Source organism: Brevundimonas sp. DW-iso22 (assembly GCF_058725425.1).
Genome location: NZ_JBZXEB010000003.1, coordinates 502,211 through 527,206, shown reverse-complemented (window position 1 = coordinate 527,206; position 24,996 = coordinate 502,211). Strand labels below are relative to the sequence as shown.

Below are 24,996 nucleotides of genomic sequence, written 5' to 3'. Positions count from 1 at the left end.
TGCCAGCGCACGCTGTTAGTGCGAACGTTAAGGCAAGGGCAACCCGCGACATGACCTGTCGTAGCAGCCAAAGTCCTTTGGGTCGATATGTCCGCTTCCCACCCATAGCGGACATTCGGAACGTCCGCTTTCCGGCGACTCCACATTCCGCCTGCGTCGTGACAGGCTCGCCCGATGTGCAACCTCTACCGACAGCGGTCAGGCCCCCAGGCGATCATGGATCTGGCCAACGCCATGCGGTCCGACGTCGGCAACCTCGCGCCCGGCGACGTCTATCCTGACTATCCTGCCCCGATCGTCCGACACAGCCCGGATGGCGAGCGCGAGCTGGCGCTGTCGCGGTGGGGCATGCCGTCGTCCAAGAAGGCGCTGTTCGATGAGGCGACGAAACGGGCCGACAAGCTGAGGGCAAAGGGCAAGGATGTCGACTTCCCTCGCCTGCTAGAGCTGGAGCCCGACAGCGGCACCACCAATGTGCGCAACACCATCTCCTCCCACTGGAAGCCATGGCTGGAGCCGGCCAACCGCTGCCTGGTCCCGTTCACGGCCTTTAGCGAGCCGGGCCGCGACGCCGAGGGCAAATACCGCCCGGTCTGGTTCCGCCTGGCTGGCGACGATCCGGAGCCGCTGGCCTTCTTCGCCGGCGTCCACGCCCGCGCCTGGACCTCGGTGCGCAAGATCAAGACGGGGATGGAGACGATCGACCTGTTCGCCTTCCTGACGACCGAGCCCAGCGAGCCGGTGAAGTCCGTCCACCCCAAGGCGATGCCGGTGATCCTGACCACGGCCGAGCAACGCGAGACCTGGATGCGCGCGCCGTGGAGCGAGGCCAAGGCGCTACAGAGGGCGTTGCCGGATGGGGCGCTCCAAATCAAAGATCACCTCGGTTCTTCCGAGGCTGCAGAATGAAAAGTCTGGACCGCATCACCGGTCCACTTTCCTATGATGAACCACGCGCTCTTCCGCCTGTTGACCAGTGTATTTACTGTGGCGGCGGCGGAGATGAGTTGACGGATGAACACATCATTCCGGACGGTTGGGGCGGCCGCATCGAGTTACCGAAATCCAGCTGCTGCGACTGTCAGCGGCTAGTCAACTCCGCTGAACAGTATTGCATGCGGCATCTCTTCCACGTGGGTCGACTACAGCATGGGATGAAAGGTTCGAAAAAGAAGAATCATCGTCCCGCTCCAGCTTGGATAGATGTCCTAATGCCGGATGGCAGTGAGCCTCGAATTGAGGCGAGTGCTGCCGACTTGCCTACTTGCATTTACATGCCGAGCGTTAGAGGACCGACTTACCTTGAAAGTGCAATCAATGTCCCGTTAAGCGAACCCCAATTCTGGGTGTATCGTGACCGCCGAGAAACTCGCGCTTTCCTGCAAACTTACGGTGCGGTTGCGGTCAAAAGCCCTGGGGTCCGTATCGATCTGTTCGTCCGGTTCTTGGCGAAAATAGCTCACGGGATCTGGGTCGCTCGTGTCGGCCTAGATGGCTTCAAGCCAATGCTCACTGAACTCATTCGAGGGTGCAGCGATGATTTTCAGTGCTACGCAGGCTCATCCGCCGACCTTGAGCCAGCCAGCCAGAACCTCCACGAGTTCGACACGATGGAAGCGATCCATCCATTGACTGGGCAGAAACTAGCGATCGCCCGTATTCGCCTCTTCGCAATCTACGGGAGCCCTACTTACACCTTGGTTGTCGGAGAGCTAGACCGAGGCGGCAATCCTCAAGGCGCATTTTCGCAAGCTGGAACGTGACGGGACGCCTCAAAATAGCGACACAGCCGACCCACTGCCGCCCCCTCTCTTCTCCACTAACGCAGATGTTCAGCCCGACGCTGGTAGTCCTCAGCCAGGTCTGAGAACCGCTTTCGGTCTTTCGGGAACGGCGACTTGGTGGCCATCGAACTCACCTCGCGGGCCTTGCGCTGCAGGTCGATGACTTCGGCGGTGCGATCTACCATTCGGTCTCAAGCGATGAAGCCGGGACAAGTCTCAGCTACACCGCAAATAAGCTCTTTCCATGCGACCAGAGGCGCGTCCGGTTGAACCCTGTGCCGCCGTGGTCCCTTTTGTCGCAGTTACGCGTTTGGTTCCGGAAGGAGCACCAGATGCCTAGCAAGACGCGTGATGCCCACTACCCCAACCCATGGACCGGCCGCCTGATCTTGGGTGGTTTGGCCGCTGTGGTCTTGGCCTTGCTTGCCTATGCCGCACTGAGGCCGGACGAGACGGGCCGTCGCAACGCTGAGGGAGTGGCGAACGTGGCCGAGATGGATGCAGCGCAGGCCAGGGCGGACAATGCGCGCGAAGCCGAGCGCGCGCGGCCGCTAGTGCCATGAGGGATGCGAGCCGCACTGTCGAAAACCGGATGAGGAACGCGGCGGCGCGGTCGGCTTTATGGCTTCATGCCCAGATACTTCTTCGACACCCTCGATGGTGGACACGTAATCGATCATGACGGAGAGGTGCTGCTCAACAACGAGTCAGCCCGTCAGGCCGCCATCCGCATCGTCTCCGAGCTAACGCCCACGAAGGCACCGCACCTCTGGGCAGGCAATGACTTCAAGATCGTTCTGCGCGACGAGAATGGTGTTCTTGGCTTTCTCACGGTCATGGCAACTCGCGTCACCTGACCGGCCTGACGCTAGGGTGATTTGACCGTCATCGGCCTAGCCTGTCTGCTGACATTGCAGCGTTGCGTGTGCTGTAAGGCGGCCCGGGGTTACGAGTCCCCCTCTGCGGCCCCGGGTCGCCAATGCGCCTCACTGCGAACCTCGCGAGGGGATGCTCAGCCAGCCTTGAGCATTGAGCTTCACTTCCACACGCCGCTCAGCCAGCAGGGCCATGAACCGGGGATGCGACTGGGGCCCAATGCCATCCCAGTTGCTGTCTTCGCACATGCTGCAGATCATCACCTTGCCCCAGCTTGGGATAGGCCGGCCTCGATAGATGTGGGGCCCGAACTGGAACGGCTGTCCGCACAGGTCGCAGTCGTAGTGGAATGTGGGTGACGACATGACTTCTCCTTTGGTCGGAGACGGTGATGGCACGGCTTTTCGGCCGGCAACGCCAATGAATCCGAGGGTGGCTTAGCGGCAATAACAAGGACCTCAGATCGCTGCGTCGAGACGAGTGCATTGTTGGTACGGGCAGGCTTCGCACAGATACGGGCACAACCGATGGAGCCCGGCAGTGACCGCTGAAGACCGCTATCTGACGACCGCAGAAGCCGCCCGCTACACAGGCTTCTCGCGTCGCACCCTGGAAGACTGGCGATCACATAGACGCGGGCCGATCTATAGCCTTGTGAACAACCGGGCACGGTATCGCCTGCTCGATCTGTCCGCATTCATGGAGGCTCGCCGCCAGCAGGTTGAGGGCTGACAGTGAGCCCGCCCGATTCCAAGGCGGCCGAAGCTGCTGAAAAGTTCGCTCGTATTGAGACAGTGGTCCTAGACCCGCGCTGCACCCCGTTGATGGTGGCGGTGCTTGTGGCTCTGTCCAATTACGCGAACAGCCGGCGGGTGGCATGACCGCACGGCGTTGAACCACTGAGCTGAGCCGACTTCGTCAATCGGCAGTGCTGCGACGTTGGCCAGCGCCGGCCGATTGCTGTTGCCGGTAGCGAATGAGATCGGATCGGTAGCGAAGCCATCCTGATTGAGCGCGAAGGCGTCGATGCGAGCCGCTCTGCCTCGGGCACGCTCCATGCGGTTCAGCCAGCCCCGGAGATCGTCGCCGTATTTCTGGGGGTCGCGCTGGGCCAGGCCGCGATAGTGGCGCTCCTGGATGGCCAGGAACGCCCCAACGTCACCGTTCGCCTCACGCAGCCAGCGGCGCACCGTCGGCGGGCCAGAGGTCACCGCCGCGTCACTCGCCACAAAGGCCAGACCAGGCGACAGCTGATCGGCACCGATGCCGTCCCAGTACTGTTCGCGGTAGCGGCGGATGGCCATCTGCCGACCCGCCTCGCCCACCATGCCACGCACATCGAGGTCAGGGTTGGACGTCTGGTTGATGCCCCAGCGGCTGGGCCCGCGGCCATTGTCGTTCTCGACCAGGGCGTCGCCGCCTTCGGCTTCGATGACGAACTCGACCCAGGCGTCGAAACCACCGGCCGCCGACACATCGCCGTCATAGCCACCCGCACCGCCGCCGCCCGTTCCGCTGGAGCCGGGGAATGGTGGCGGCTGGACTCCAACCTCAATGGCCCAGCGAACGCGAGCAACGAGGCTGGGGTCGCCCGACACTTCGGCCAGTGACCGAAGCTGGTTGTGATCTACCGGCCCGCCATAGCGCATGGCTTCCAGAAGGTTCGTCGCCAGGGTCGCGGCTTGCGTGCGCTGGGCGGACGCGATGTTCTCGCGCTGCTGGGCGAGGGTGTTTTCCTGACCATAGGCAGCGACCGCTGCGTCATAGGCCTGCTGGCGAGCGCGGCCCGCGACGACCGGCGCACCATTGCGGCCAACCGACTGATCGTCGCTCAGGGCGGTGGCGTAGTTTCCCGCTGCCGCCTCACTGTCGAAGATGCCCAAGTGACGTCCGGTCTGCCGATAGATGCCGATGGCCTCTTCATCGCTGGCAATGCGTCCCTCGTCGGTCACCGTCGGGATGAGGATGTGCCGCCCGTCTTCCTCAATCGAGATCGAACGCACGGTGCTGGTCGTGCCGTCGGCGTTGGTAACCGCGGGCCTGGCCGAAAGGTCGATGTTGCCCGGCTGGGTGAGGCCCTGTGGCGCACCGCCCGCGCCCGGCGAGACATACGTCGGCAGGGGCGATCCGTCGTCGCCGACCGGCGGCAGAGACGATTGAATAAGGGCCAGAGCCGCATCGGCACCGGCGGAACGGTAGGTTTGGCGGACGACCCCAGCAAAGGCGGACGCCTGAAGGCCGTCCATGATCACGGCACGCCGTCGTGCGCCTTCCTCTTCGTTGACCGTGAGAAGCGGATTGGATTCCACCTCGGCCTGGATGGCGTCGAGTTCGGCGATCAGCGGCGCGATGGTGGGGCTGGACGGATCAAACAGCGCATCCTCTTCGACCTGCCTCGTCAGCCAGCCAACGAGATCGTCACGCCTGCCAATGATCGAAGTCGCGGCCTCGCGGGTCTGCTGCTGGATCTGCGCAGTCTTGAGGTTGGTGGCCAACTGGTCGCGGCGCGTGTCGAAGGTCGCCGTCCAGTCCATCGCCTGCCAGCCAGGCCGCTGCTCGAGCATTTCCGTCCGGTAGGCCGCCGCCCGCTGCGTGAAGGCCTCGGGGTCCAATGGCGTCTCGGCCGCGAGGTTCTCTAAATATGAGGTGTCGTCTCGGCCCGCCTTGGCGTTGGCACCGGCGCGGAGGGTCTGATTATACAGCTGGCCTTCCGCCGTGATCACGCTGCGCTGGTCGTCGAGCCGACCCTCGATCACATCGGCGGCGGCAGAGTCCCGAGCCTCTTCCTCGGCCAAGGGCTTGAGTATGCGGTCCTGGAAGCGACCGATGCCCACCACAGCGGTTTGCATCGCCTCTGCGCTGGCTCGCTCGGCGGCTCCAAAAGCCGAAGTGTCCACCAGAGGTGTGATCGTGCCGCCGGTCAGCGACGGCAGGCCTGTTCCTGAAGCAGCCATGATCAGCCGCCCCTCTTCGCGAGGAAGTCCTTGCCGTAGGAGAAGGCCTGCGCGGCGTCACCAGACGCGCCGATGACCGACATCGGGATCGCCCAGCGTGACGCTGATGCGTACCCGCGCCGCGCCTGCTCTGCGGTGCCTGCTCGTTGGAGTTCGCCGAGCGCGGCCCGAGCCTCTTCGCGGTAGGCGTCCTGTCGGGTTCGGGCGGTGATCATCTGGCCCGTCTGGCTATCGAGGTTCACGCCCCTGGCCGACCGGACCGCATCGATGTTGCCCAGCGCGGTCTGCAGGCTGGCGCGGGAATCCGCCTTCAGCTGGTCGCGCCGTAGCATCGCCAGATCGCGTTCGATCTGTGCGCCAAGGGCCGTCGCCTTATTGGCGCGGGCGGACTGGATGCCGCTGCCAATGGTTCCTAAGGCCTTCAGGCCGGAGGATGCCGCCATGAACAAAAGGGGGAGTGCCATTCGGCAACAGTCAGACGATCCGAGGCCTGAGCGAATGCACCCGTCGGCCACCTGGGTTTCGTCTGGAGTTGTCCCTGGTGCCGGGCGTCAGAAAAGCAACCGCCACCCAGATTCACTAAAGGCCGATAGGCAAGGATGACGACCTATCGACCTCAGCGACGGCTGATGTGGCCAGTCACTTCCCGCGCAAGGCGGCATACAGGCTCGGTCGAGCCGCTGCGATGTCCGCAGCGGCTTGAGCGAAGTCACGAGAATCGAGCGGACCGCTGGACTTTTTCAGCCCGCTGTCTGCGCGCGCGAGGAGGCCAGAATATTGGGCGGCGAGCTCTGCCTCGCGTGGAGACAGGAGCGCCTGAGCGCTCTCCAAGCTGCTGCGCTGCGCAACAAGGTTTGCCTTAATGGCCTCCCGCGTCGCCGGAGAGATGCGACTTTGGCCCGACTCCGCAACAAAGCGAACCACCAGCGGATCAAAGCCTTCAGCGGCACCGATGAAGCGGTTCACCGTCGCGGTCTTGTCAGCGAGGCGCGCTTGATAGCCCGTGTTGTAGACACCCACACCGAGCGTCACGAGGCCGCTGAAGGCAGTCGCCGCGATGAAACCCGCGATCACGAGCGTGCGGCTTGCGGGTCTCTCGCTCGTGCGGGGCAACGTCATCGTCATGGTTGTTCCGGGTCTGGCACAACGGTGATGCTAGTCGAAAGTCCTGTCGACTTTGCGGCATCGCGAGCTTGAACGCAAACTTGGTGCCACGTGTCGAGGTCCATCATCTGCACCGCATCCATGGCCTGCTGCTGGACGGTCAACGCGCACGGATCGTCACCGGCAACCGCGGAATTGATAACCTCGATCACCGGCAAAGGCGCTTCGGCCGGCGCGCCGAGGGCGACGGCCAGCAGAACGGCGACCGTGATCGGAAAGATTTTCTCGCTGAAGAGGCGCAGCGCCCCGGGTGAGTTGATGTTCGACGTTAGCTCTGGGACCAATTCCCGGTGTTGACCGAGGTAGGCGAGCGCATCAGCCAGCTTCACCCTCGATGCGTCTGCATTCTCCTCCGTGGCGACGAGCACACCGGAGACATAGTTGACGAACGTCTGGATGTTGTAATCGTCGAGTGTGCTGAAATCAGCCTCGGTGGTCCGCAGTCGAGCGCTGAACGTGTCACCGATCACAAACTGATCGTAGGCTGCCTCGAGAATCTCGTGGCGAAGGCTGCGGTCGATCGCCATGAGAGGAGTCGGCTTCTGGAGCCTGTCTCTCAGCTTCTCGGAGAACCGAGCCTTGGGGCGCCTGCCAATCCAACGGACCCGGCGGGCCGGAAGCGTTTCGCCCGGATACAGGCTGACATTGCCAATCTCGACGGGTTGGCCGACGATCTCGCCTATCAATACGTCGCTGAAGTAGCCGGGGCCTGGCACGACAATGATCGTCCCAGCGGGCAAGGAGTAATAGAGCCGTTCGACGGCACCGACGTAGCGACCGACGCGCCGACCCTTCGTTTTCTCTACGTAGTCGATCGGGTCTCGCGAAGGCTCGGTGCCAGCGCGTCCGCGACGGTGCCATTCGCGCAACTCCATCGATCGAACGACAGCTTGGCGCAGGGCGTCTTTCTTCGGCCGTGGCCCGTTGAAGGCCAGTCGGATGTCGGGGAAGTCGAGGAAAATCGCGTTCTTCCGGACGATGTCATTGTAGAGGGAGAAGCTCTCACCGGGCCGGACGATGAACATGTCCTCGTTCTGGCCGAGGAAACGCGTCGCGATGTCCACCGTGATCTTTTGGTCAGGCATCATCCCCCCGGTCGAGCGCTGTTTATTCGAGCCCACGTATAGTTGACCTTTGCGAGTATGACCACACGTTGTGCGGAAGGCGATTCAACGCCAGACGGCTTTAACGTGCGGCACCTAATCGTCGTCTTGGCTTCCGCCTTCAACCCATGCCCGCACGTCGGTGCTGAGATAAGCATCGTTCGCCCAGGCATCGAAACGTGAGCGAACCCACCGTATCTGGGCCAATGCTTCGTCGCATTCCGCGATCGCACCGCGCATGCGGCGGACGAGACCTATCGGGGTGCCATCCCCTGGAAGCACATACGGATCAAAAGGTTCGCGCTCACCTTCAGCTTGAGGCAGCCGGTCGGCTAAAACCTGTGCTGCGCGCCTCACGGCACCGGCTTCTTTGGTGAGCAACTCAACAAGATGGGCCAGTTCGGAGGCCGTGACAGGATCCCGCAGACCACGCGGCTTCAGCGGTGATGACATGGCCGACTCCGATTGATGGTCCATCCTAATCAGATCGGGGGTAGGGGCGCAGGAAAAATGCGGGCACCGGGCCTCCCCCGTCAGCACCGTTAGCGCGACCCCCGTAGGGGATGAGGCGCGGCCGATTTTCCCCCCTCCCCGGTGGGCCGACGGTCGAGGTGCGTTTCTCTATTGGGAGGTACGGGAGGTCCGCCAGCCCCTGCGCTCGGCAGCGGGCAATCACCGGTCGGGACGGCAGGCCTGTGCTGTCAGTGTCCTGCGGAGGGCGGTGCTATGGTTAGGGCAGCGGTGCCGGATGAATGCGGGCACCGGGCGCACCGTCACCCAACAGTTCGACACCGTTCGCCTTGAAGGCGGCGATGATCGCCTGTGCGCTGGCATCCCAAGGATCGCGCTTGCCGGTCTCGGCCTGATGGACCGTCGTCAGTGATAGGCCGGTGTGAGCAGCGAGGTCGCGCAGTGACCATTGCATAAGCGCTCGCCCGGCTCTGATTGCCTCGGGTGTGATCTTTGTCATGCCGACAGCGTAAGCTAATACAGGCGTGTTGACAATCCGCCTGAAGCTAATACGGTTGTGTTAGGTTAATCGCTTCGGTTAACCGATGACGGACCGGCCCCCACCGCCCTTGGACAGGAACAGGGGGCCGATCCACAGCCACGGAACGAGCCCATGACCAGCACCACCGATATCACAGCGTCAGCGTTCAGCACAGCGATGGCCAACCTTCACGCCGCGAGCGACGCCTTGGCGCGGGCAATAGCCACCGGCGAGCCAGAGGGCACACTGGAGGCGCTGACCAACGAACGAGCCGACAAGGTGTTTGCCGTTCTGGCCGCGCCAGCCGTGACCCTGGCCGATCTGGAACAGAAGATCGCGGTTGCACTGGTCGCTGCCCACGCGGAGACCGACGAAGAGCAGGACGACCACATGCTGATCGCCCGCCGGGTGATCGCAGGACGGACATTCGACGACGGCCGACCCCTCGGCCAGCTGCTGTTCGACGTCATCGCCATGCGTTCAGCCGCCGCCTAAGGCCGCGACACGACCCGCCTCCGGTGTTTCGGCACTGGAGGCGACCGCCGGAAAGCAGCTCGAAACGCCGTCTGGTGATGACCATCTGATGACCAGAGCCACAGCGAAGAAAAAGAAAGGCCCCAGCGTTTCCGCTAGGGCCTTGTCTTTATTGGCTTCCAACTGGAGCGGGCGAAGAGATTCGAACTCTCGACCCCAACCTTGGCAAGGTTGTGCTCTACCACTGAGCTACGCCCGCAATCAGTCGGAGGCGGGCCTATAGCGGAGGGGCTGCACATCTCGCAAGTCCCAAACGCAAAATTCTGCGCTCAAGCAGAGAGGGACCGCGTCCCGAGCGTTAGCGCACCAAGATGCGCCCCTACTCGCGCTTCAACGAGGCGCGAGCCGGATGGCGCCGTCAAGACGGATGCATTCGCCGTTGATGTAGACGTTGCGGGCCAGTTCCAGCACCAGAGACGCATAGTCCGACGGCTTGCCCAGTCGGCTGGGGAAGGGGATGGCGGCGGCCAGGCTGTCCTGAACCTTCTGGTCCATGCCGGCCATCATCGGCGTCCACATGATGCCGGGCAGGATGGTGTTTACGCGGATGCCTTCCTGGGCCAGATCGCGGGCCACCGGCAGGGTCATGGCATAGACGCCGCCCTTGGACGCCGAATAGGCCGCCTGGCCGATCTGGCCGTCCTGGGCCGCCACGGAGGCCGTATTGACGATCAGGCCGCGCTCGCCGTCTTCCATCGGATCCAGGGCGACCATGCCCAGCGCCGACTGGCTCAATACGCGGAAGGTGCCGAACAGGTTGATGCGAACGGTGCGCTCGAACGATGCCATGTCATGCGCGCGGGTCTCGCCGGTGTCGCGCTTGCGGCTGACGGTCTTCTGGCCCGTGGCGATGCCGGCACAGTTGACGGTCAGGCGCTCCTGACCGTGGGCGGCGCGGGCCTTGGCGAAGGCGGCGGCCACTTCTTCATCGGAGGTGACGTCGACCTGGCAGAAGACGCCGCCAATCTCGGCCGCGATGGACTCGCCCTTCTCCGCGTTCATGTCGAACAGGGCGACCTTTGCCCCCGTGGCGGCGATGGCGCGTGCGGTGCCTTCACCCAGGCCCGAGGCCCCACCCGTGACCACCGCTGCGATTGACCCGTCGAGTTTCATGGCCTCTGTTCCTATATGGGATTGAACGAATGACGATTGCGGGGCTTTAGCCGCCATGACCACGAATACCAAGCCGATGACGCCCGACGAGGCCCTGGACCCCAAGCGCGCCCTGGTGCCCTCGGTGCTGGCGACCAATGAGGTCCGGGTTCAGAAGGGCTTCTGGCCCAAGATCCGGCGCACGGCGGCCCGCATCCCCTTCGCAGGACAGGCGCTGAGCGTCTGGTTCGCGGCGCGCGATCCCGAGACGCCGATGGCGGCCAAGGGGTTGATGCTGGGCGGGCTGGCCTATTTCGTCCTGCCGATCGACGCCATTCCCGACATCTTCGCCGGAATCGGCTTCACCGACGACGCCGCCGTCATTGCCGCCCTGATCGCGACCTTGGGGGCCAATATACGGCCGCGACACAAGAAGCAGGCCGACGCGGCGCTGGAGCAGTTGAAGGGCGACTAGTTCGAGCGCAGCCAGCCGGTGATCGACAGGCGGTTGGCACCGGCGAAACTGGCGACCTGGGTCACCGCGTGGTCCATCGGCACGGCGAAGATATTCAGGGCGTTGAATCGCGGCACGAAGCCTTCTTCGATCTGGCCGTCGGCACCCGGAAAGATCAGCGCCCCGCCCCAGTCCACGCGCCAGTCGCGGGTCAGGTTCAGCACATAGGCATAGAGCCGGTTCTTGCCCTCGGCGTCATCGTTGTGACCGGTCAGGACGTGGCCGGGCCGATAGCGGGTGGCCTGGGCATCGGCGAAGTCGATCCGGTCGTCGCCGGTCACGCCGCGCACGACGGCGATGAAGGTCGGGCTGTTCAGAAAGGCGGGCACGGCCGCGACCGCATCCTGGACATCATCGCCGATGCCCTCGACCGTAATGCGCCGGGTATCGAAGATATACTGCATGCTCTCGTCGGCCCCGTTCAGCGCGGCCTGGTCGATCCAGCTCTGCTTGCCCGGCTCGGCGGCGCGACCGCCGCTCAGCGGAATCTCGAACCGCTCGCCGCCTGCATGGACGCTGACCCGCCAGCCGTCATAGGCCTCCATGGCCGCCGTCACGGCCTCGGCGCTGTCAGGGCCGAGCACATCGGGAATGTGCAGGCGGCGATGGACCTTGAAGGCCGCGTTCAGGCTCGCGACGTCCAGCGACGGTGACAGCGCAAGCTCCACCATCAGGCGTCGACCGTCACCACGACCTTGCCCATCACCGAGCGGTCGCCCAGGGCCTGGATGGCTTCATGCGCGCGCTCCAGCGGATAGGTGCGGCTGATGCGCGGCTTGATCTTGCCCTCGCTCCAGAATTTGAACAGGTCCGTCATGTTTGCCGCGTGCCCAGCCGGGTCGCGGGCCACCGCCGCCCCCCAGAAGACGCCGATCACCGACACCGACTTCAGCAGGGTCAGGTTCAGCGGGAGGGAGGGAATGCCCGCCGGGAAACCGACGACCAGATAACGCCCGTTCCAGTCCATGGAGCGCAGGGCCGGCTCGCAATAGTCGCCGCCGACACCGTCATAGACCACGTCCGGCCCGTCGCGACCCGAGGCCAGCTTCAGCTCACCCGACAGCTCCTTCTGGGCCGCCTTGTCCATCTTGCCGGACGGATAGATCAGGCCGTTGTCGGCCCCGGCCTCCAGGGCGAACTGGACCTTGTCATTGGTGGAGGCGGCGGCGACGACGCGGGCCCCCATGGCCTTGCCCAATTCGACGGCGGCGATGCCGACACCACCCGCCGCCCCCAGCACCAGCAGGCTCTCGCCCGCCTTCAGCTGGGCCCGGTCCTTCAGCGCATAGTAGCTGGTGCCATAGGTCATGATCAGGGCGGCGGCGGTGGGGAAGTCCATGCCGTCAGGAATCTTGATGACGCTGGTGGCGGGCACGGCCAGCCGCTCGACCAGACCGCCCCAGCCGGGCACGGCGATGACGCGGTCACCCTTGCGCACCGAGGTGACGCCCTCGCCCACCGCCTCGACGACGCCGGCAACCTCGCCGCCGGGCGAGAAGGGGCGCTGCGGCTTGAACTGATATTTGTCCTCGATGATCAGGGTGTCGGGAAAGTTGATGCCGACCGCCTTCACATCGATGACGACCTCGCCCTTCATCGGGCGCGGGTCCATGACCTCTTCGACGACCAGGGTTTCGGGGCCGCCGGGGGCCTTGGAGAGCACTGCGCGCATGGATAAGTCTTTCAGCATAAGCCTCGCGCCCCCGTGGCGCGCGTCGTGACGAGAGGCTAATCAGCCGCACGCCCGTTTGAAAGAGGCGATCCGGAGACGACCCCATGACGGCCCTCATTCTTCACGGTGGCGCAGGCGCGCGGCGCGAGCGGAACTATGACGCCGAGGTCGTGCATATGCGCCAGGTCGTGGAGGCGATGAAGGCGCGGCTGGACGCGGGGGCCAGTGCGCTGGACGTCGCGGTCGAGGCGGTGGTGATGCTGGAGGACTCGGGCCTCTATGTCGCCGGGCGCGGGGCCTCGCCCAATCTGGCGGGGGCCTATGAGCTGGATGCCAGCCTGATGGACGGCGCGACCCGCAAGGCGGGTTCGGTGGCCGCGCTGCAAGGGTTCCGCAATCCGGTCGTGGCGGCGCGGGCAGTGATGGACCGGACCCCGCACGTCATGCTGGCAGGGGAAGGCGCGGCCCTGTTCGCGCATGATCAGGGGCTGGAGCCGATTGGCGACGAGGCGGCCTGGTTCACCCGGGCCGGTCAGGGTGAGGACAATCATCCGCCGGGGACGCTGAGCCATGGCACGGTCGGCTGCTGCGTTCTGGACAAAGAGGGACGGCTGGCGGCGGCGACCTCGACGGCGGGTGTGTTCGGCAAGATGCCGGGCCGGGTCGGAGACACCCCCATTCCGGCGGCCGGGACCTGGGCCGACGAGCGGACCGCCACCTCCTGCACCGGACAGGGCGAGTATTTCATCCGCGTCGCCGCCGCCGCCCAGGTCGGCTGGCGCGTCGGGGCCGGACAGCCGCTTGCCGAGGCGACGCAGGGGGTCATCGATCAGATCGGTGGCATGGGCGGCGACGGCGGGCTGATCGCCCTGGACCGCGATGGCAACATCGCCGCGCCGTTCAACAGCCAGGGCATGAAAAGGGCCTGGCTGACGACCGAAGGTCAGACCAGGGTCGAGGTCTTCGGACGCTGATTACGCCGAATTCACTCGTCAATGAACAGGGTTCGACTAAGTTTTCTGCACGCACAGGAGACCGATATGAAATCTCTCATCACCGCCGTGACCCTTGCGGCGCTTAGCGCCACCGCGGCGTGCGCCCCAGTGATCGAAGGTGGCCCACCGGTAGCATTGCCGATCGGGCTTCAGGAGACCGCGCAGATCGGCTCGATAGTTATGTCGTCTGACTGGCTCGACGCTGAGGACGACTTCGCCGACACATTCAATGAAGAAGTGCACGAAGAGCTCCGCCGCTGCATGTGGGGCACGGCACCTGTCGATCTTAGGGTTCACATCAAGGCGCTGGACCGCGCTGGCCGCTTGGAAACCCTGCTGAACGGCGACGGCGAGAATTACCTGGCCGCCACGGTGGAGTTCGTTGATCCGGCTCGCAACAACCGTGTTCTGGGCCGTTACCCGATCCGGGTTTCGACCAGCGCTCAGGGCCGCGTCGGCGGCCTGCTAGGCGATCGCCAGATGATGGTGTCAGAGGCCTTCGGTCGGGCCGTCTGCGAGGAGGCGTTTGGCCGCAATCCGCGTGATCCCGGCCCGCACAACGCCACCCGGGGCTGAACCGCCCCAGAAGTGAAAAAGGCCGGCGGAGAGTTCCGCCGGCCTATTATTATCAACGCTAACGCTCGAAGCCTATTCGGCCGCGATCGCCGCAGCTTCATCATTGGCCGGGGCCGGCTGGTCCCCACCCGCCAGGTTCCGCAGCACATAGGGCATCACGCCGCCGGCCTTGAAGTAGTCCAGCTCGGTCTGGTTATCGATGCGGCAGCGGACCGGGAAACGGGCCATCTTTCCGTCCGACGGACGGAACAGTTCGACCCAGATGTCCTGACGCGGACGCAGCTTGCCGACGTTGACGTCGGACAGGCCGCGGATCGTCACGATCTCCTCGCCCGTCAGGCCCAGCTTCTGCCAGCCGTCCGCCTTGAACTGCAGCGGCACGACGCCCATTCCGACCAGGTTCGACCGGTGGATACGCTCATAGCTTTCGGCCAGAACAGCGCGAACGCCCAGCAGGCGGGTGCCCTTGGCAGCCCAGTCACGCGACGAGCCGGTGCCGTACTCCTTGCCCGCGAAGACGACCAGCGGACGGCCTTCGGACTGGTAGCGCATGGCCGCGTCGTAGATCGACATGGTGTCGCCCGACGGGAAGTGTTTCGTCACCCCGCCCTCGATCTCCGGCGTGATCTTGTTGCGGATGCGGATGTTGGCAAAGGTCCCGCGCATCATGACTTCGTGGTGGCCCCGGCGGGCGCCATAGCTGTTGAAGTCCAGGGCATCGACGCCCCGGTTGGTCAGATAGACCCCGGCAGGCGAGGTCTTCTTGATCGAGCCGGCCGGGCTGATGTGGTCGGTGGTGATGCTGTCGCCGAAGATGGCCAGCACGCGGCCCTCGACGATGTCAGTGACCGGCGCCGGCTCCATCGACAGGCCCTCGAAATACGGGGGGTTGGCGACGTAGGTGGAGGTGTCTTCCCACTCATAGGTCTGGCCGCCCTCAATCTTGATGGCCTGCCAGTGCTTGTCGCCCTTGAAGACGTCCTTGTAGCGCTTGGCGAACATGGCCGGGGTGACCGACTTCTTCTGGATGGCGGCGATCTCTTCCGAGGTCGGCCAGATGTCCTTCAGGAAGACGTCCTTGCCCTTCTTGTCCTGACCGATCGGCTGGGTGGTGATGTCGATCCGCATCGAGCCGGCGATGGCATAGGCCACGACCAGCGGCGGCGAGGCCAAGTAGTTGGCCTGGACGTCGGGGTTCACCCGGCCCTCAAAGTTTCGGTTGCCGGATAGCACCGAAGTGGCCACCAGGCCGTTGTCGTTGATCACCTTGGAAATGGCCGGATCCAGCGGGCCCGAGTTGCCGATGCAGGTGGTGCAGCCATAGCCGACCAGGTTGAAGCCCAGGGCGTCCAGGTCCTTCTGCAGGCCGGCGTCGGTCAGATAGTCGGTGACGACCTGAGATCCCGGTGCCAGCGAGGTCTTCACCCACGGCTTGGCCTTCAGGCCCAGGGCATGGGCCTTGCGCGCCACCAGACCGGCGGCGATCAGAACCGAGGGGTTGGACGTATTGGTGCAGGAGGTGATGGCCGCGATCACGACGTCGCCGTCACCCACGTCGAACTTCTGGCCTTCGACGGCATAGCGCGGGGCATCGGTGACGCGGTTGAAGACGTCGGTCAGGGCGGTCTCGAACGACGGCGCGGCGACGTCCAGAGCGACCTTGTCCTGCGGACGCTTGGGCCCGGCCAGCGACGGCACGACGGTGGAGATGTCCAGTTCCAGCACATCGGTGAAGACGGGGTCTTCCGAGGTTTCATCGATCCACAACCCTTGAGCCTTGGCATAGGCCTCGACCAGGGCGACGCGGGCCTTGTCGCGGCCCGTGGCGGTCAGATAGTCGATGGTGGCGCGGCTGACGGGGAAAAAGCCGCAGGTGGCGCCGTATTCCGGGGCCATGTTGGCGATGGTCGCCTGATCCTCGATCGTCATGTTCGGCAGAGCCGGGCCGAAGAATTCGACGAACTTGCCGACCACGCCCTTCTTGCGCAGCATCTGGGTGACGGTCAGGACCAGATCGGTCGCCGTCGTGCCCTCGGTCATGGCACCGGTCAGTTTGAAACCGATAACCTCGGGGATCAGCATCGGGATCGGCTGGCCCAGCATGGCGGCCTCAGCCTCGATGCCGCCCACGCCCCAGCCGAGAACGGCCAGGCCGTTGATCATGGTGGTGTGGCTGTCGGTGCCCACGACCGTGTCGGGATAGGCGACGGTCTTCTTGCCCTCTTCCAGCGTCCAGACAGTCTGGGCCAGGTTCTCCAGGTTCACCTGGTGGCAGATGCCGGTGCCGGGGGGCACGACGCGGAAGTTGTTGAAGGCCGACGAACCCCAGCGCAGGAAGTTGTAGCGCTCGATGTTGCGCTCGTACTCGCGCTCGACGTTCTGGTTGAAGGCTCCGGCCGTGCCGAAATGGTCGACCATGACAGAGTGGTCGATGACCAGATCGACGGGCACCAGCGGGTTGATCTTGGCGGCATCGGCACCCAGCTTGGCCATCGCGTCACGCATGGCGGCCAGATCGACCACGGCGGGAACGCCGGTGAAGTCCTGCATCAGCACGCGGGCCGGACGGAAGGCGATCTCGTGCTCGACCGAACCCTTGTTGTCGATCCAGGCGGCGACCGCCTTCAGGTCGGCTTCGGTGACGGAAACGCCGTCCTCGTTGCGCAGAAGGTTCTCGAGGAGCACCTTCATGGAGCGCGGCAGACGGGAAATCCCGGCCAGACCGGCTTCCTCGGCGGCGGGAAGGCTGTAATAGGCGTATTTCTTGCGCCCGACGGAAAGGTCCTGACGGGTCTTGAGGCTGTCGTTCGACGGCATGGAGAGGTTTCCTCTGGTCAACGCCGCCCGACAATCCGGTTGCACGTTCGCGCGATCCACGCAGGGGCACACAGGTCCCCGGCGCGCGCGGCGAACGCCTGCTGCGGCGACGCTGGATATAGCGATGGCAGGCGCTTGCGTCCATGTATCCACGTTGGGCACAGGGACATTGAGAAATGTTCGCAACTGGAGGGGTGACAGATGATTTCCGTCTCTGCCCTGACCGTATCTCGCGGAGAGCGGATTCTGTTCCGCGACCTGTCCCTTACCGTCGCGCCCGGAGAGGTGCTGGCCCTGACCGGGGCGAACGGGGCGGGCAAGACCAGCCTGTTGCGCGCCATAGCCGGATTCATCCGCCCCGACGCAGGCGAAATAGCCTTCGGGGGCACGGATGTGCACGAAGCACGGCGACAGCATCTGCACTGGCAAGGACCGCTTGACGGTCTGAAAACGGCCCGCAGCGCGCGTGACGAACTGGCGTTCCAGACCCGGTTCGCCGGTGCAGACCCGGATGGTGTCGCCGCAGCCATTGACCTTCTGGCCCTGACGCCCCTGCTGGATCTGGAGGTGCGTCAATTGTCTGCGGGCCAGCGTCGCAGACTGGCCCTGGCTCGTCTGATCGCCGCACCGCGACCGCTATGGCTGCTCGACGAGCCGTTCAGTCCGCTGGATGCCCGCTGGCGCGCTGTGTTCGGCACCCTGATGCAGGCCCATGTCGACAAGGGCGGGGCCGTCATCGCCGCCGTGCATGACTCCCTGCCTGTGCCGGCCCGTACGCTCGATATCGGAGCCGGGCGGTGAGCGGCCTGTTGACCCTGTTCCGTCGCGAACTGGCACTGGCCTGGTCAGGCGGTGGCGGGCCTCTTCTGGCCTGTGGTTTTTTCCTGTGTCTGACCGTCCTGGTGCCGCTGGCGGCCGGTGGCGATCCGGCAGGCCTGAGACCCGTCGCGGGCAGCATGGCCTGGCTGGCCCTGGCCCTGTCGTCGATCCTGTCGCTGGAGCGACTGTTCGAGCGCGATCTGGAGGACGGTACGCTGGACCTGATCGCGCTGGGGCCCGTCCCGCTGGAACTGGTCGTCATGGCCAAGGCCAAGGCCCAGTGGCTGGCTGTCGGCTGGCCCCTGGCCGTGACCGCACCCGTTGCCGCCATCACCCTGGGCCTGTCACCGGCCCTCGCCCCGCTGGTGGGACTATCAGCCCTGATCGGCGGGCTGGGGTTTGCCCTGACCGGAGCCCTGGGCGCGGCCCTGGCGCTTGGGTCGAAGCGCGGCGGCCTGCTGATCGCCGTCGTCGTCCTGCCGCTGTTCATCCCGCCGGTGGTCTTCGGGGCCGGAGCCGTGGAGCGGGCAACCAACGGCCTGTCCCCCATCCCGGCCCTGGCCCTGCTGACTGCCTACGTCCTGTTCGCCGCCGTCATTGCGCCGTTCGCAGGCGCAGCGGCGATCCGGAACGCTCAAGGATAATCACGCTCAAGTCGCGAGGATCCGCGGCCCGAGCGTCAGCGCATCAGGCCTTCTTCACGAACTCCGTACGCAGCACCAGGCCGCGCACCTTCTCCACATTGGCCTCGATCTCGTCTGTATCGCTGGTCAGGCGGATGTTCTTGACCAGCTGGCCGCGTTTCAGCGTCACCCCGCCCGAGCCCTTGACCTTCAGATCCTTGATCAGGGTCACGCTGTCGCCGTCGGCCAGGATGTTGCCGTTGGAATCCTTGGTCACGTCGTCGGTCATGGTCGTCTCCGCAAATCTGGCGCGACGCTGTAGCACAGGGATGGGGGACGTATAGCGCGGCGGCGCCAAGCCCCTTAAAGGGATGCGGATGTTCGGCCTTGCCAATCCCGACCGGTTTTTGCGCTTCACGCGCCCGCTGACGCCTGTGCTGTGGGTCGGGGCCGCCGTGCTGCTGGCCATCGGCACCTGGCTGAGTTTCGTCGCGCCCGAGGACTATCAGCAGGGCGATACGGTGCGGATCATGTTCGTGCATGTGCCCGCCGCCTCGGTGGGTCTGGGCATCTATCTGGCGCTGGGGATTTCCAGCTTCTTCGCCCTGGTGTTCCGGCATCCGCTGGCGGATGCGGCAGCGCGGGCGGCGGCCCTGCCGGGCGCGGCCTATACCTTCCTGGCCCTGATCACCGGCAGTCTGTGGGGCAAGCCAATGTGGGGCGCCTTCTGGGTCTGGGGCGATGCGCGGCTGATGTCGGAGCTGGTCCTGCTGCTGTTCTACATCGGCTATATGGCGCTGAGGGCGTCGATCGACGATGAGGCGAAGGCGGCACGAGCGGCTGCGGTGCTGGGACTGGTCGGTCTGATCAACCTGCCGATCGTGAAATTCTCCGTCGACTGGTGGAATACCCTCCATCAGCCCGCCAGCCTGCTGCGCGAGGACGGGCCATCGATGGCGGCCTCCATGCTGACGCCGCTGCTGATCATGATGGCGGCGTTCGGGGTCTTCTTCCTGGCCTACTGGATCACCTCCATACGCACCGAGATCCTGCGTCGTCGGGTGCTGTCGCTGAGCGCCCGCCGCGCCATGGAGGCCGATCATGCCTGATCTGGATATGGGCGCTTACGGAGCCTACGTCTGGCCGTGCTGGGCCATCAGCGCGATCGTTCTGGCGGCCCTGGCCATGCGGGCGCTGACGGCCTCGCGCCGCTGGAAGAGCGCCCTGAAGCGGCTGGAGGACGACAAGTCATGAACCGTTGGCTGGCCCTCATTCCCCTGGCCCTGCTGGTCGGTCTGGTCGTGTTCGCGGCCCTGAAACTGGGTGATGTGGCCTCGCGCTCGCTGACCCAGGGCCAGACCCAGGGCAACGAGTATCGTCCCTCCGCGCTTGTTGGTCAGCCGATCCCCCAGACCGTCCTGCCGATCCTCACCGGAACGGAGCCGGGCCCCGGCCAGGTCGATCTGAAGACCGCCGGCGTCGGCAAGCCGATGCTGGTCAATGTCTTCGCCAGCTGGTGTGCGCCCTGCCGCGTCGAGCACCCCAGGCTGATGGCCTTGCGTGAGCAGGGTGTGGCCGTCGTCGGCGTGGCGTGGAAGGACGACCCCGTCGCCACCCGCGCCTTTCTAGACGAACTGGGCGATCCCTACTCCATCGTCCTGGTGGATCGGGAGGGACGGGCCGGGCTGGATCTGGGCATCACGGGTGCGCCCGAGACCTTTGCCGTGGATGCCATGGGCAAGGTGGTCGCCAAATTCTCCGGCCCCCTGGTCAGCGACGCCGAAGTCGAGCGTCTGGTCCAGGCCATGCAGGCCCCGGCCCGGCCCCTGCCGACCGCGACGCCACGCCCTGCTGCTGACTAGGCGTTAACCCTCTCCACACCGTTTTCGTTAACCTTGTCGGCATGAGCGCGATTCGGCCCGACCTGCCCTCCACCCTGTTCCCGACGGCCCCGCAGCCGGCGGCGCAGGCGGCGCGCTCGTCCGACTTCTTCCGCGCCGCCCTGGCCGGGATTTCGCCGACGCCGGTGACGAAGACGGAGGTCGCCGTGCGGCCTTCGATCACGACGGCTTCGCAGTCCGACAGTACAGTCTCAACCGGCGACCGCGACCTGCGCCCGGGCTCCCTGGTCGATATCCGGGTCTGACTTCACGCGAAAATGAGCGGCGCATCCGCGCGCGCCGTGGTTATGGTCGCGCCATGCGTAACCGGGGCTGGATCATACCCGCGGCGGCTCTCGGGCTCGCCCTCGTCGCGGCGACCTCGACCGCCCAGCCCACGGCTGTGCGCGATGTCCGCCATCAGGTCCCCGGCCCCAGTGATCCCGTCGTGGTCGAACTGTTCACCGCCCAGGGCTGCGGCGTCTGTGCCGAGGCCAACACACGCCTGGAGGCCGTCGCCGACGAGCCGGGCGTGATCGCCCTGACCTATGCCGTCGACTACTGGGACTATCTGGGCTGGCGGGACACCTTTGCCCGTCCGGAGTTTGCCCAGCGGCAGCGCGACTATCGTCGCCCCTTGCGCGTGCGCGATGTCTCGACCCCACAGATCGTCATCAACGGCCGCCGTGAGGTCGTGCTGGCCCAGCCGCCTGCGCTTCAAGTGGCCATAGACGATGAAGCGACGCGCCCGGCCAACCCTCCCGAGATCGAGTTCCGCGAAACGGGCGACCGCGTCGGTATAGGGTCCGGCGTGTCGCCAGACGGCGGGGCAGAGGTCGTGGCCGTGCGCTACAAGCCGGGAGCCCAGACCGTTGTGGTGTCATCAGGTGAAAATCGCGGCCGTCGCCTGCGGCACACCAATGTTGTCGTCGGGGTCGAGACCCTGGGTGACTGGAGCGGACGACCGGTTCTGTATTCCCTGCCCGACCATATGGCTGCGGGAGAAGCCGTCGCTGTCCTGATCCAGGCCAAGACCAGTCGCCAGATCCTGGCCGGCGCTGTCTTGGCCCCGCGCTGACGTCCAGTCTGAATTATCAGCTTTCGTCAGTGGCGCAGACCGAGCACCTTCATCGACCATGAAAGCTCGGCAGCTGAGAGCCCGAAGAGGCAAAGGCGACGTGATGAGATCGACGGTCTATATTTCAGCAATGGCTTTGCTCGCCATAATGGCGGTGCCGTCTGCGCAGGCCATCTCTCTGCCGCAACCCTACGCCCAAGATCCTCCCGTAGCGAACGAGACGCCGGAATCGCGCGCCGTCTCAAGGACGCTGATCGTGGCCCATCTGGTCGACTGGGCCCGCGCGAACAGGGATTCCGGTGCGCTGCTGACGGCGGCTCGCATGCTGGATGAGGTGCCGATGCGGACCGGGCTCGACGGTGACGTGGGCCTTACACCCGTCCTGACGCCTCAAGGCCTGCGTCAGGAGGCAGCCGCCTTGGGTCAGAGCCAGACCGTTGTCGAAGATGTCGTGGTGACCGGTTCGCGCGTCAGACGTCCGCCGCCCGCCAGCGCCGAGACGGCAGCACCGCCGCCAGCGCCGAGACCACCGCCTCCTCCGCCGCCCGCTGTGGCCCCCGCTCCCGCAGTACCGATGCCGGCGGCACCACCCGCCCCCATGGTGGGCGTCATGACCTCGCCTTTCGGCGTGGGGCCCATCTCGACCGTCAAGCGACTGAACTCGCGCGAGCGCTGGAGCTTCAGCATCGACGCGCGCGGAGCCCAGCTTCTCAGGGTTGCGGCCATAGGCGACGGTGACACCAACATCGACCTGGTCGTGCGGGATGACCGGGGACAGGTCCTCTGCGCCGACGGTCTGGACGATCACTATCCCAGTTGCACCCTGTCGCCGGCGACGGCGGCCCGCCTGAGGATCGACATCGTCAATCGCGGTGACGTCTGGACCAAGGTCCAGATCCTGAGCAACTAGGCTCCGGCTTTCTTCGCAAACGCAAGCGCACCGCCTGCGAGCATCGGGACCTGGGCGGCCATGGCCCTGGCATGCGAAGAGGCCGCCGTACCGTCACGAACCCGACCGGCGATGCCCTGACATATGGCGGCCAGACGGAACAGGTTGTAGGCAAACAGCCAGTCCAGATTGGCGGGGACCTCTCCCCCCGTCTGGCACGCATAGCGCTCGACGGTTTGGGCCACGGTGGGGATGCCCAGAGCCTCGATGTCCGTCCCGGCTAGCCCGTTTTTCTGATCCGCCGGAATGACCCAGGCGATCAGCAGATAGGAGAAGTCGGCCATCGGGTCGCCTAGCGTGGACAGTTCCCAGTCCAGCACGGCCCGCACCCGGGGCGCATCGGGGGCCATGATCAGATTATCGAGACGGAAGTCGCCGTGCACGATCCGTGTCGGCCCCTGGGGCGGCAGGGTTGCGGGCAGGAATTCGATCAGCCGGTCCATCGCCGCGTTCGGTTCGATCTCGGACGCACGATACTGTTTGGTCCAGCGCCCGACCTGCCGCTCGAAATAGTTTCCGGGACGGCCGTAGTCGCCCAGGCCGATGGCGGTGGGGTCGAAGGCATGCAGGGCCGCCAGGGCGTCGATCTGGGTGTCGTAGATGGCCCGGCGATCCGCCGGGGTCATGCCGGGCAGTTTGAGGTCCCAAAGGACGCGGCCCTCGACCTTGTCCATCACGTAGAACATAGAGCCGATGACGCCATCATCCGTACACAGAGCATATGGCCGGGCAACGGGGTAGCCCTGCGCGTGCAGGGCCGAGATGACCGTGAACTCACGGTCCACGGCATGGGCCGAGGGCAGCAGCGTGCCCGGCGGCTTGCGGCGCAGCACATAGGTGTGGCCAGGTGTGGTCAGCTCATAGGTCGGATTGGACTGGCCACCCTTGAACTGACGCACCGTCAGCGGCCCGGCATAGCCCTCCACATTCTGGGTCAGCCAGCGCTCGAGCGCCGGTTCGTCCAGACGATAGCGCGGATCGACCTCGCGCGTGCCGGAGAAGGCGGCTTGCGCGTCGGTGTTGATGTCGCCGTTATCGGCCGGGTCAGTGTCGATCTGGGTCATGCGTCATCCGGATTTGCGGCGATGATGGCCGCACGCACCGCCCCGCGCCAGCCCCTCAGTAGACTTTCACGTCTGGACTGATCCATGCGCGGCGTCCAGACCGCCGGAGCCTCCACGGGATGGTCCTCCAGGTCGTCGATCAGACCGACGCCCAGCGCTGCCAGCTTGGCCGCCCCCAGGGCGGTCATCTCCTGAAAGGCCGGGCGCTCGACGGCGATGTCGCAGATGTCGGCGACGAACTGCATGGCAAAAGCATTGGCGGTGACCCCGCCATCGACCTTCAGAACTTTCAGCCCGGGTGCCCCGTCGCGGGCCAGGGCGTCCAGCAGGTCGCGCGTCTGATAGGCCAGACTCTCCAGCGCGGCCCGCACCATATGGGCCGGCCCGGAATCGCGGGTCAGGCCGACGATGGTGCCCCGCGCGTCCGGCTCCCACCACGGCGCGCCCAAGCCGGTGAAGCCCGGTACCAGATAGACGCCGCCATTGTCGGCCAGGCTCTGCGCCATGGCCTCGGACTGGCGCGATGCGGAGATCACCTTCAGCCCGTCGCGCAGCCACTGGATAGCCGACCCGGCGGAGAAGATCGAACCCTCAAGCGCATAGGCGACCTGGCCCTTCGCCTCGTATCCCAGCGTACCCAGCAGGCGGCTGGTCGAGGCGACGGGTTCTGTGCCGACATTGGCGACCAGAAAGGCCCCGGTGCCATAGGTGATCTTGGCATCGCCCGCCTTCAGCGCCCCATGCGCCACCAGCGCCGCCTGCTGATCGCCCGCCGCGCCGTGAATGGGCAGGGCAGTCCCGAACAACGACGGTTCGCAGTCCCCCAGATGATCCGTACAGCCGCGTATCTCCGGCAGGGCCGAAAGGGGCACATGGAACAGCTTGGCCAGATCAGGCCGCCATTGGCGGGTTCTCAGGTCCATCAGTGAGGTGCGGCTGGCATTGGTCGCGTCGGTGACGTGGCTGTTGCCTCCGGTCAGCTTCCAGATCAGCCAGCTCTCGATCGTGCCCAGCTTCACCTCGCCGCGCTGCGCCCGCTCGCGCGCGCCAGGCACCGCATCCAGCAGCCAGGCGAATTTGGGCGCGGAGAAATAGGGATCGAGGATCAGGCCGGTCGCGTCCTGAACCATGGACTCATGCCCGGCCGCGGCCAGACGCGCGGTGACATCGGCGGTGCGCCGGTCTTGCCAGACGATGGCGCGGTGCAGAGGCACTGATGTTCGGGCATCCCACAGAACCGCCGTCTCACGCTGGTTGGTGATCCCGATGGCGGCGAAGCGCGCGACGCCGCCCGCCTTGCCGATCACCTCGCGGCAGGTCTGCAGCGTGGCCGACCAGATCTCGGCCGCGTCATGCTCGACCCATCCGGACTTGGGGAAATGCTGCTGCAGTTCGATCTGGCTGACCGCTACCGGTCGAAGCCCGCCTCCTGTTGCCACTTCGAAGGCGATGGCGCGCGACGAGGTCGTGCCCTGGTCAATGGCGAGGATCAGACTTCTCATAGTCACACC

Annotated in this window: 32 protein-coding genes and 1 tRNA gene; 17 read left to right on the top strand and 16 right to left on the bottom strand. The window is 65.4% G+C overall.

Translation table 11 applies throughout. The features are described from left to right. The first annotated feature begins 174 nt into the window (after positions 1–174). Together AC4PRM_RS06180 and AC4PRM_RS06175 are read left to right on the top strand one after the other, a co-directional pair. Entirely contained in the window at positions 175–909 is a 735-nt protein-coding gene (locus AC4PRM_RS06180; RefSeq protein WP_492039181.1) for an SOS response-associated peptidase, read from the top strand. Then, positions 906–1,763, top strand: coding sequence for a hypothetical protein (locus AC4PRM_RS06175; protein WP_492039180.1), 858 nt, complete (start codon positions 906–908; stop codon positions 1,761–1,763). Before AC4PRM_RS06180 ends, AC4PRM_RS06175 begins: the two co-directional genes overlap by 4 nt. A gap of 56 nt (positions 1,764–1,819) precedes the next feature. Here AC4PRM_RS06175 and AC4PRM_RS06170 read toward each other — a convergent pair whose 3' ends face one another. Continuing rightward, entirely contained in the window at positions 1,820–1,969 is a 150-nt protein-coding gene (locus AC4PRM_RS06170; protein ID WP_492039179.1) for a hypothetical protein, read from the bottom strand. Positions 1,970–2,116: 147 nt separating this feature from the next. Here AC4PRM_RS06170 and AC4PRM_RS06165 point away from each other — a divergent pair, with 147 nt between their 5' ends. Then, positions 2,117–2,347: a hypothetical protein gene (locus AC4PRM_RS06165; RefSeq protein WP_492039178.1), complete on the top strand. Its 231-nt coding sequence runs from the start codon at positions 2,117–2,119 to the stop codon at positions 2,345–2,347. Positions 2,348–2,413: 66 nt separating this feature from the next. Next, positions 2,414–2,641, top strand: a complete 228-nt coding sequence (locus tag AC4PRM_RS06160; protein WP_492039177.1) for a DUF6894 family protein — start codon at positions 2,414–2,416, stop codon at positions 2,639–2,641. Positions 2,642–2,770: 129 nt separating this feature from the next. Here the strand turns inward: AC4PRM_RS06160 and AC4PRM_RS06155 are convergent, their stop codons facing one another. Continuing rightward, positions 2,771–3,025 (bottom strand): hypothetical protein, encoded by a 255-nt coding sequence (locus AC4PRM_RS06155; RefSeq protein WP_492039176.1) that lies wholly within the window; start codon positions 3,023–3,025, stop codon positions 2,771–2,773. Between the two features lie 175 nt (positions 3,026–3,200). On the opposite strand from AC4PRM_RS06155, the gene AC4PRM_RS06150 reads away from it, so the two are divergent. Then, positions 3,201–3,392 carry a helix-turn-helix transcriptional regulator gene (locus tag AC4PRM_RS06150; protein ID WP_492039175.1) on the top strand — a complete coding sequence of 64 codons (192 nt, stop codon included), beginning with the start codon at positions 3,201–3,203 and terminating at the stop codon, positions 3,390–3,392. A gap of 68 nt (positions 3,393–3,460) precedes the next feature. Here AC4PRM_RS06150 and AC4PRM_RS06145 read toward each other — a convergent pair whose 3' ends face one another. The 6 genes from AC4PRM_RS06145 to AC4PRM_RS06120 form a co-directional block, all read right to left on the bottom strand. Next, positions 3,461–5,614 (bottom strand): glycosyl hydrolase 108 family protein, encoded by a 2,154-nt coding sequence (locus tag AC4PRM_RS06145; RefSeq protein ID WP_492039174.1) that lies wholly within the window; start codon positions 5,612–5,614, stop codon positions 3,461–3,463. Positions 5,615–5,616: 2 nt separating this feature from the next. Further along, complete coding sequence (locus AC4PRM_RS06140) at positions 5,617–6,078, bottom strand: hypothetical protein (protein ID WP_492039173.1); 462 nt, start codon at positions 6,076–6,078, stop codon at positions 5,617–5,619. A 175-nt stretch (positions 6,079–6,253) separates the two neighbouring features. Continuing rightward, complete coding sequence (locus tag AC4PRM_RS06135; RefSeq protein ID WP_492039172.1) at positions 6,254–6,739, bottom strand: hypothetical protein; 486 nt, start codon at positions 6,737–6,739, stop codon at positions 6,254–6,256. Continuing rightward, positions 6,736–7,842, bottom strand: coding sequence for a hypothetical protein (locus AC4PRM_RS06130; protein ID WP_492039171.1), 1,107 nt, complete (start codon positions 7,840–7,842; stop codon positions 6,736–6,738). The genes AC4PRM_RS06135 and AC4PRM_RS06130 overlap by 4 nt, the downstream gene beginning before the upstream one ends. 135 nt (positions 7,843–7,977) lie before the next feature. Next, on the bottom strand, positions 7,978–8,334 hold the full coding sequence (locus tag AC4PRM_RS06125; RefSeq protein WP_492039170.1) for a hypothetical protein: 357 nt from the start codon (positions 8,332–8,334) through the stop codon (positions 7,978–7,980). A gap of 277 nt (positions 8,335–8,611) precedes the next feature. Next, entirely contained in the window at positions 8,612–8,806 is a 195-nt protein-coding gene (locus AC4PRM_RS06120; RefSeq protein ID WP_492039169.1) for a hypothetical protein, read from the bottom strand. Between the two features lie 198 nt (positions 8,807–9,004). Between AC4PRM_RS06120 and AC4PRM_RS06115 the strand changes: the two genes are divergently transcribed. Continuing rightward, complete coding sequence (locus AC4PRM_RS06115; RefSeq protein WP_492039168.1) at positions 9,005–9,367, top strand: hypothetical protein; 363 nt, start codon at positions 9,005–9,007, stop codon at positions 9,365–9,367. Between the two features lie 163 nt (positions 9,368–9,530). Here AC4PRM_RS06115 and AC4PRM_RS06110 read toward each other — a convergent pair. Together AC4PRM_RS06110 and AC4PRM_RS06105 are read right to left on the bottom strand one after the other, a co-directional pair. Further along, positions 9,531–9,605, bottom strand: a tRNA-Gly gene (locus AC4PRM_RS06110). A gap of 131 nt (positions 9,606–9,736) precedes the next feature. Further along, a complete protein-coding gene (locus AC4PRM_RS06105) occupies positions 9,737–10,519 on the bottom strand; it encodes an SDR family NAD(P)-dependent oxidoreductase (RefSeq protein WP_492039167.1) in 783 nt (260 codons plus the stop codon). Positions 10,520–10,574: 55 nt separating this feature from the next. Between AC4PRM_RS06105 and AC4PRM_RS06100 the strand changes: the two genes are divergently transcribed. After that, positions 10,575–10,973, top strand: coding sequence for a YkvA family protein (locus tag AC4PRM_RS06100; RefSeq protein ID WP_373256492.1), 399 nt, complete (start codon positions 10,575–10,577; stop codon positions 10,971–10,973). Here the strand turns inward: AC4PRM_RS06100 and AC4PRM_RS06095 are convergent. Together AC4PRM_RS06095 and AC4PRM_RS06090 are read right to left on the bottom strand one after the other, a co-directional pair. Continuing rightward, a complete protein-coding gene (locus AC4PRM_RS06095) occupies positions 10,970–11,683 on the bottom strand; it encodes a 2OG-Fe(II) oxygenase (protein WP_492039166.1) in 714 nt (237 codons plus the stop codon). The genes AC4PRM_RS06100 and AC4PRM_RS06095 overlap by 4 nt on opposite strands. Next, a complete protein-coding gene (locus tag AC4PRM_RS06090) occupies positions 11,683–12,684 on the bottom strand; it encodes an NADPH:quinone oxidoreductase family protein (protein ID WP_492039165.1) in 1,002 nt (333 codons plus the stop codon). The genes AC4PRM_RS06095 and AC4PRM_RS06090 overlap by 1 nt, the downstream gene beginning before the upstream one ends. 104 nt (positions 12,685–12,788) lie before the next feature. Between AC4PRM_RS06090 and AC4PRM_RS06085 the strand changes: the two genes are divergently transcribed. Both AC4PRM_RS06085 and AC4PRM_RS06080 read left to right on the top strand, forming a co-directional pair. Further along, positions 12,789–13,658: an isoaspartyl peptidase/L-asparaginase family protein gene (locus AC4PRM_RS06085; protein ID WP_492039164.1), complete on the top strand. Its 870-nt coding sequence runs from the start codon at positions 12,789–12,791 to the stop codon at positions 13,656–13,658. Between the two features lie 66 nt (positions 13,659–13,724). Continuing rightward, complete coding sequence (locus AC4PRM_RS06080) at positions 13,725–14,255, top strand: hypothetical protein (RefSeq protein ID WP_492039163.1); 531 nt, start codon at positions 13,725–13,727, stop codon at positions 14,253–14,255. Positions 14,256–14,327: 72 nt separating this feature from the next. On the opposite strand, the gene acnA is transcribed toward AC4PRM_RS06080, so the two are convergent. After that, complete coding sequence (gene acnA, locus AC4PRM_RS06075) at positions 14,328–17,072, bottom strand: aconitate hydratase AcnA (protein ID WP_492039162.1); 2,745 nt, start codon at positions 17,070–17,072, stop codon at positions 14,328–14,330. Positions 17,073–17,273: 201 nt separating this feature from the next. On the opposite strand from acnA, the gene ccmA reads away from it, so the two are divergent. Continuing rightward, on the top strand, positions 17,274–17,873 hold the full coding sequence (ccmA, locus tag AC4PRM_RS06070; protein WP_492039161.1) for a heme ABC exporter ATP-binding protein CcmA: 600 nt from the start codon (positions 17,274–17,276) through the stop codon (positions 17,871–17,873). Next, positions 17,870–18,535, top strand: a complete 666-nt coding sequence (gene ccmB, locus AC4PRM_RS06065) for a heme exporter protein CcmB (protein ID WP_492039160.1) — start codon at positions 17,870–17,872, stop codon at positions 18,533–18,535. Before ccmA ends, ccmB begins: the two co-directional genes overlap by 4 nt. A gap of 43 nt (positions 18,536–18,578) precedes the next feature. On the opposite strand, the gene AC4PRM_RS06060 is transcribed toward ccmB, so the two are convergent. After that, positions 18,579–18,803 (bottom strand): alkylphosphonate utilization protein, encoded by a 225-nt coding sequence (locus tag AC4PRM_RS06060; protein ID WP_492039159.1) that lies wholly within the window; start codon positions 18,801–18,803, stop codon positions 18,579–18,581. A gap of 88 nt (positions 18,804–18,891) precedes the next feature. Between AC4PRM_RS06060 and ccmC the strand changes: the two genes are divergently transcribed. The 6 genes from ccmC to AC4PRM_RS06030 all read left to right on the top strand — a co-directional run bounded on the left by ccmC (position 18,892) and on the right by AC4PRM_RS06030 (position 22,382). Continuing rightward, positions 18,892–19,623 (top strand): heme ABC transporter permease CcmC, encoded by a 732-nt coding sequence (ccmC, locus tag AC4PRM_RS06055; protein WP_487921394.1) that lies wholly within the window; start codon positions 18,892–18,894, stop codon positions 19,621–19,623. After that, positions 19,616–19,768, top strand: a complete 153-nt coding sequence (ccmD, locus tag AC4PRM_RS06050; protein ID WP_492039158.1) for a heme exporter protein CcmD — start codon at positions 19,616–19,618, stop codon at positions 19,766–19,768. Before ccmC ends, ccmD begins: the two co-directional genes overlap by 8 nt. Continuing rightward, a complete protein-coding gene (locus tag AC4PRM_RS06045; protein WP_492039157.1) occupies positions 19,765–20,376 on the top strand; it encodes a DsbE family thiol:disulfide interchange protein in 612 nt (203 codons plus the stop codon). The genes ccmD and AC4PRM_RS06045 overlap by 4 nt, the downstream gene beginning before the upstream one ends. 41 nt (positions 20,377–20,417) lie before the next feature. Then, positions 20,418–20,660, top strand: coding sequence for a hypothetical protein (locus AC4PRM_RS06040; protein WP_487921391.1), 243 nt, complete (start codon positions 20,418–20,420; stop codon positions 20,658–20,660). Positions 20,661–20,713: 53 nt separating this feature from the next. Next, complete coding sequence (locus AC4PRM_RS06035) at positions 20,714–21,472, top strand: DUF1223 domain-containing protein (RefSeq protein ID WP_492039156.1); 759 nt, start codon at positions 20,714–20,716, stop codon at positions 21,470–21,472. A 103-nt stretch (positions 21,473–21,575) separates the two neighbouring features. After that, positions 21,576–22,382, top strand: coding sequence for a hypothetical protein (locus tag AC4PRM_RS06030; RefSeq protein WP_492039155.1), 807 nt, complete (start codon positions 21,576–21,578; stop codon positions 22,380–22,382). On the opposite strand, the gene AC4PRM_RS06025 is transcribed toward AC4PRM_RS06030, so the two are convergent. Both AC4PRM_RS06025 and glpK read right to left on the bottom strand, forming a co-directional pair. Continuing rightward, positions 22,379–23,485 (bottom strand): phosphotransferase family protein, encoded by a 1,107-nt coding sequence (locus AC4PRM_RS06025; protein ID WP_492039154.1) that lies wholly within the window; start codon positions 23,483–23,485, stop codon positions 22,379–22,381. The two genes, AC4PRM_RS06030 and AC4PRM_RS06025, sit on opposite strands and share 4 nt — an antisense overlap. Next, a complete protein-coding gene (gene glpK / locus AC4PRM_RS06020; RefSeq protein ID WP_492039153.1) occupies positions 23,482–24,987 on the bottom strand; it encodes a glycerol kinase GlpK in 1,506 nt (501 codons plus the stop codon). The genes AC4PRM_RS06025 and glpK overlap by 4 nt, the downstream gene beginning before the upstream one ends. Between the last annotated feature and the right edge of the window lie 9 nt (positions 24,988–24,996).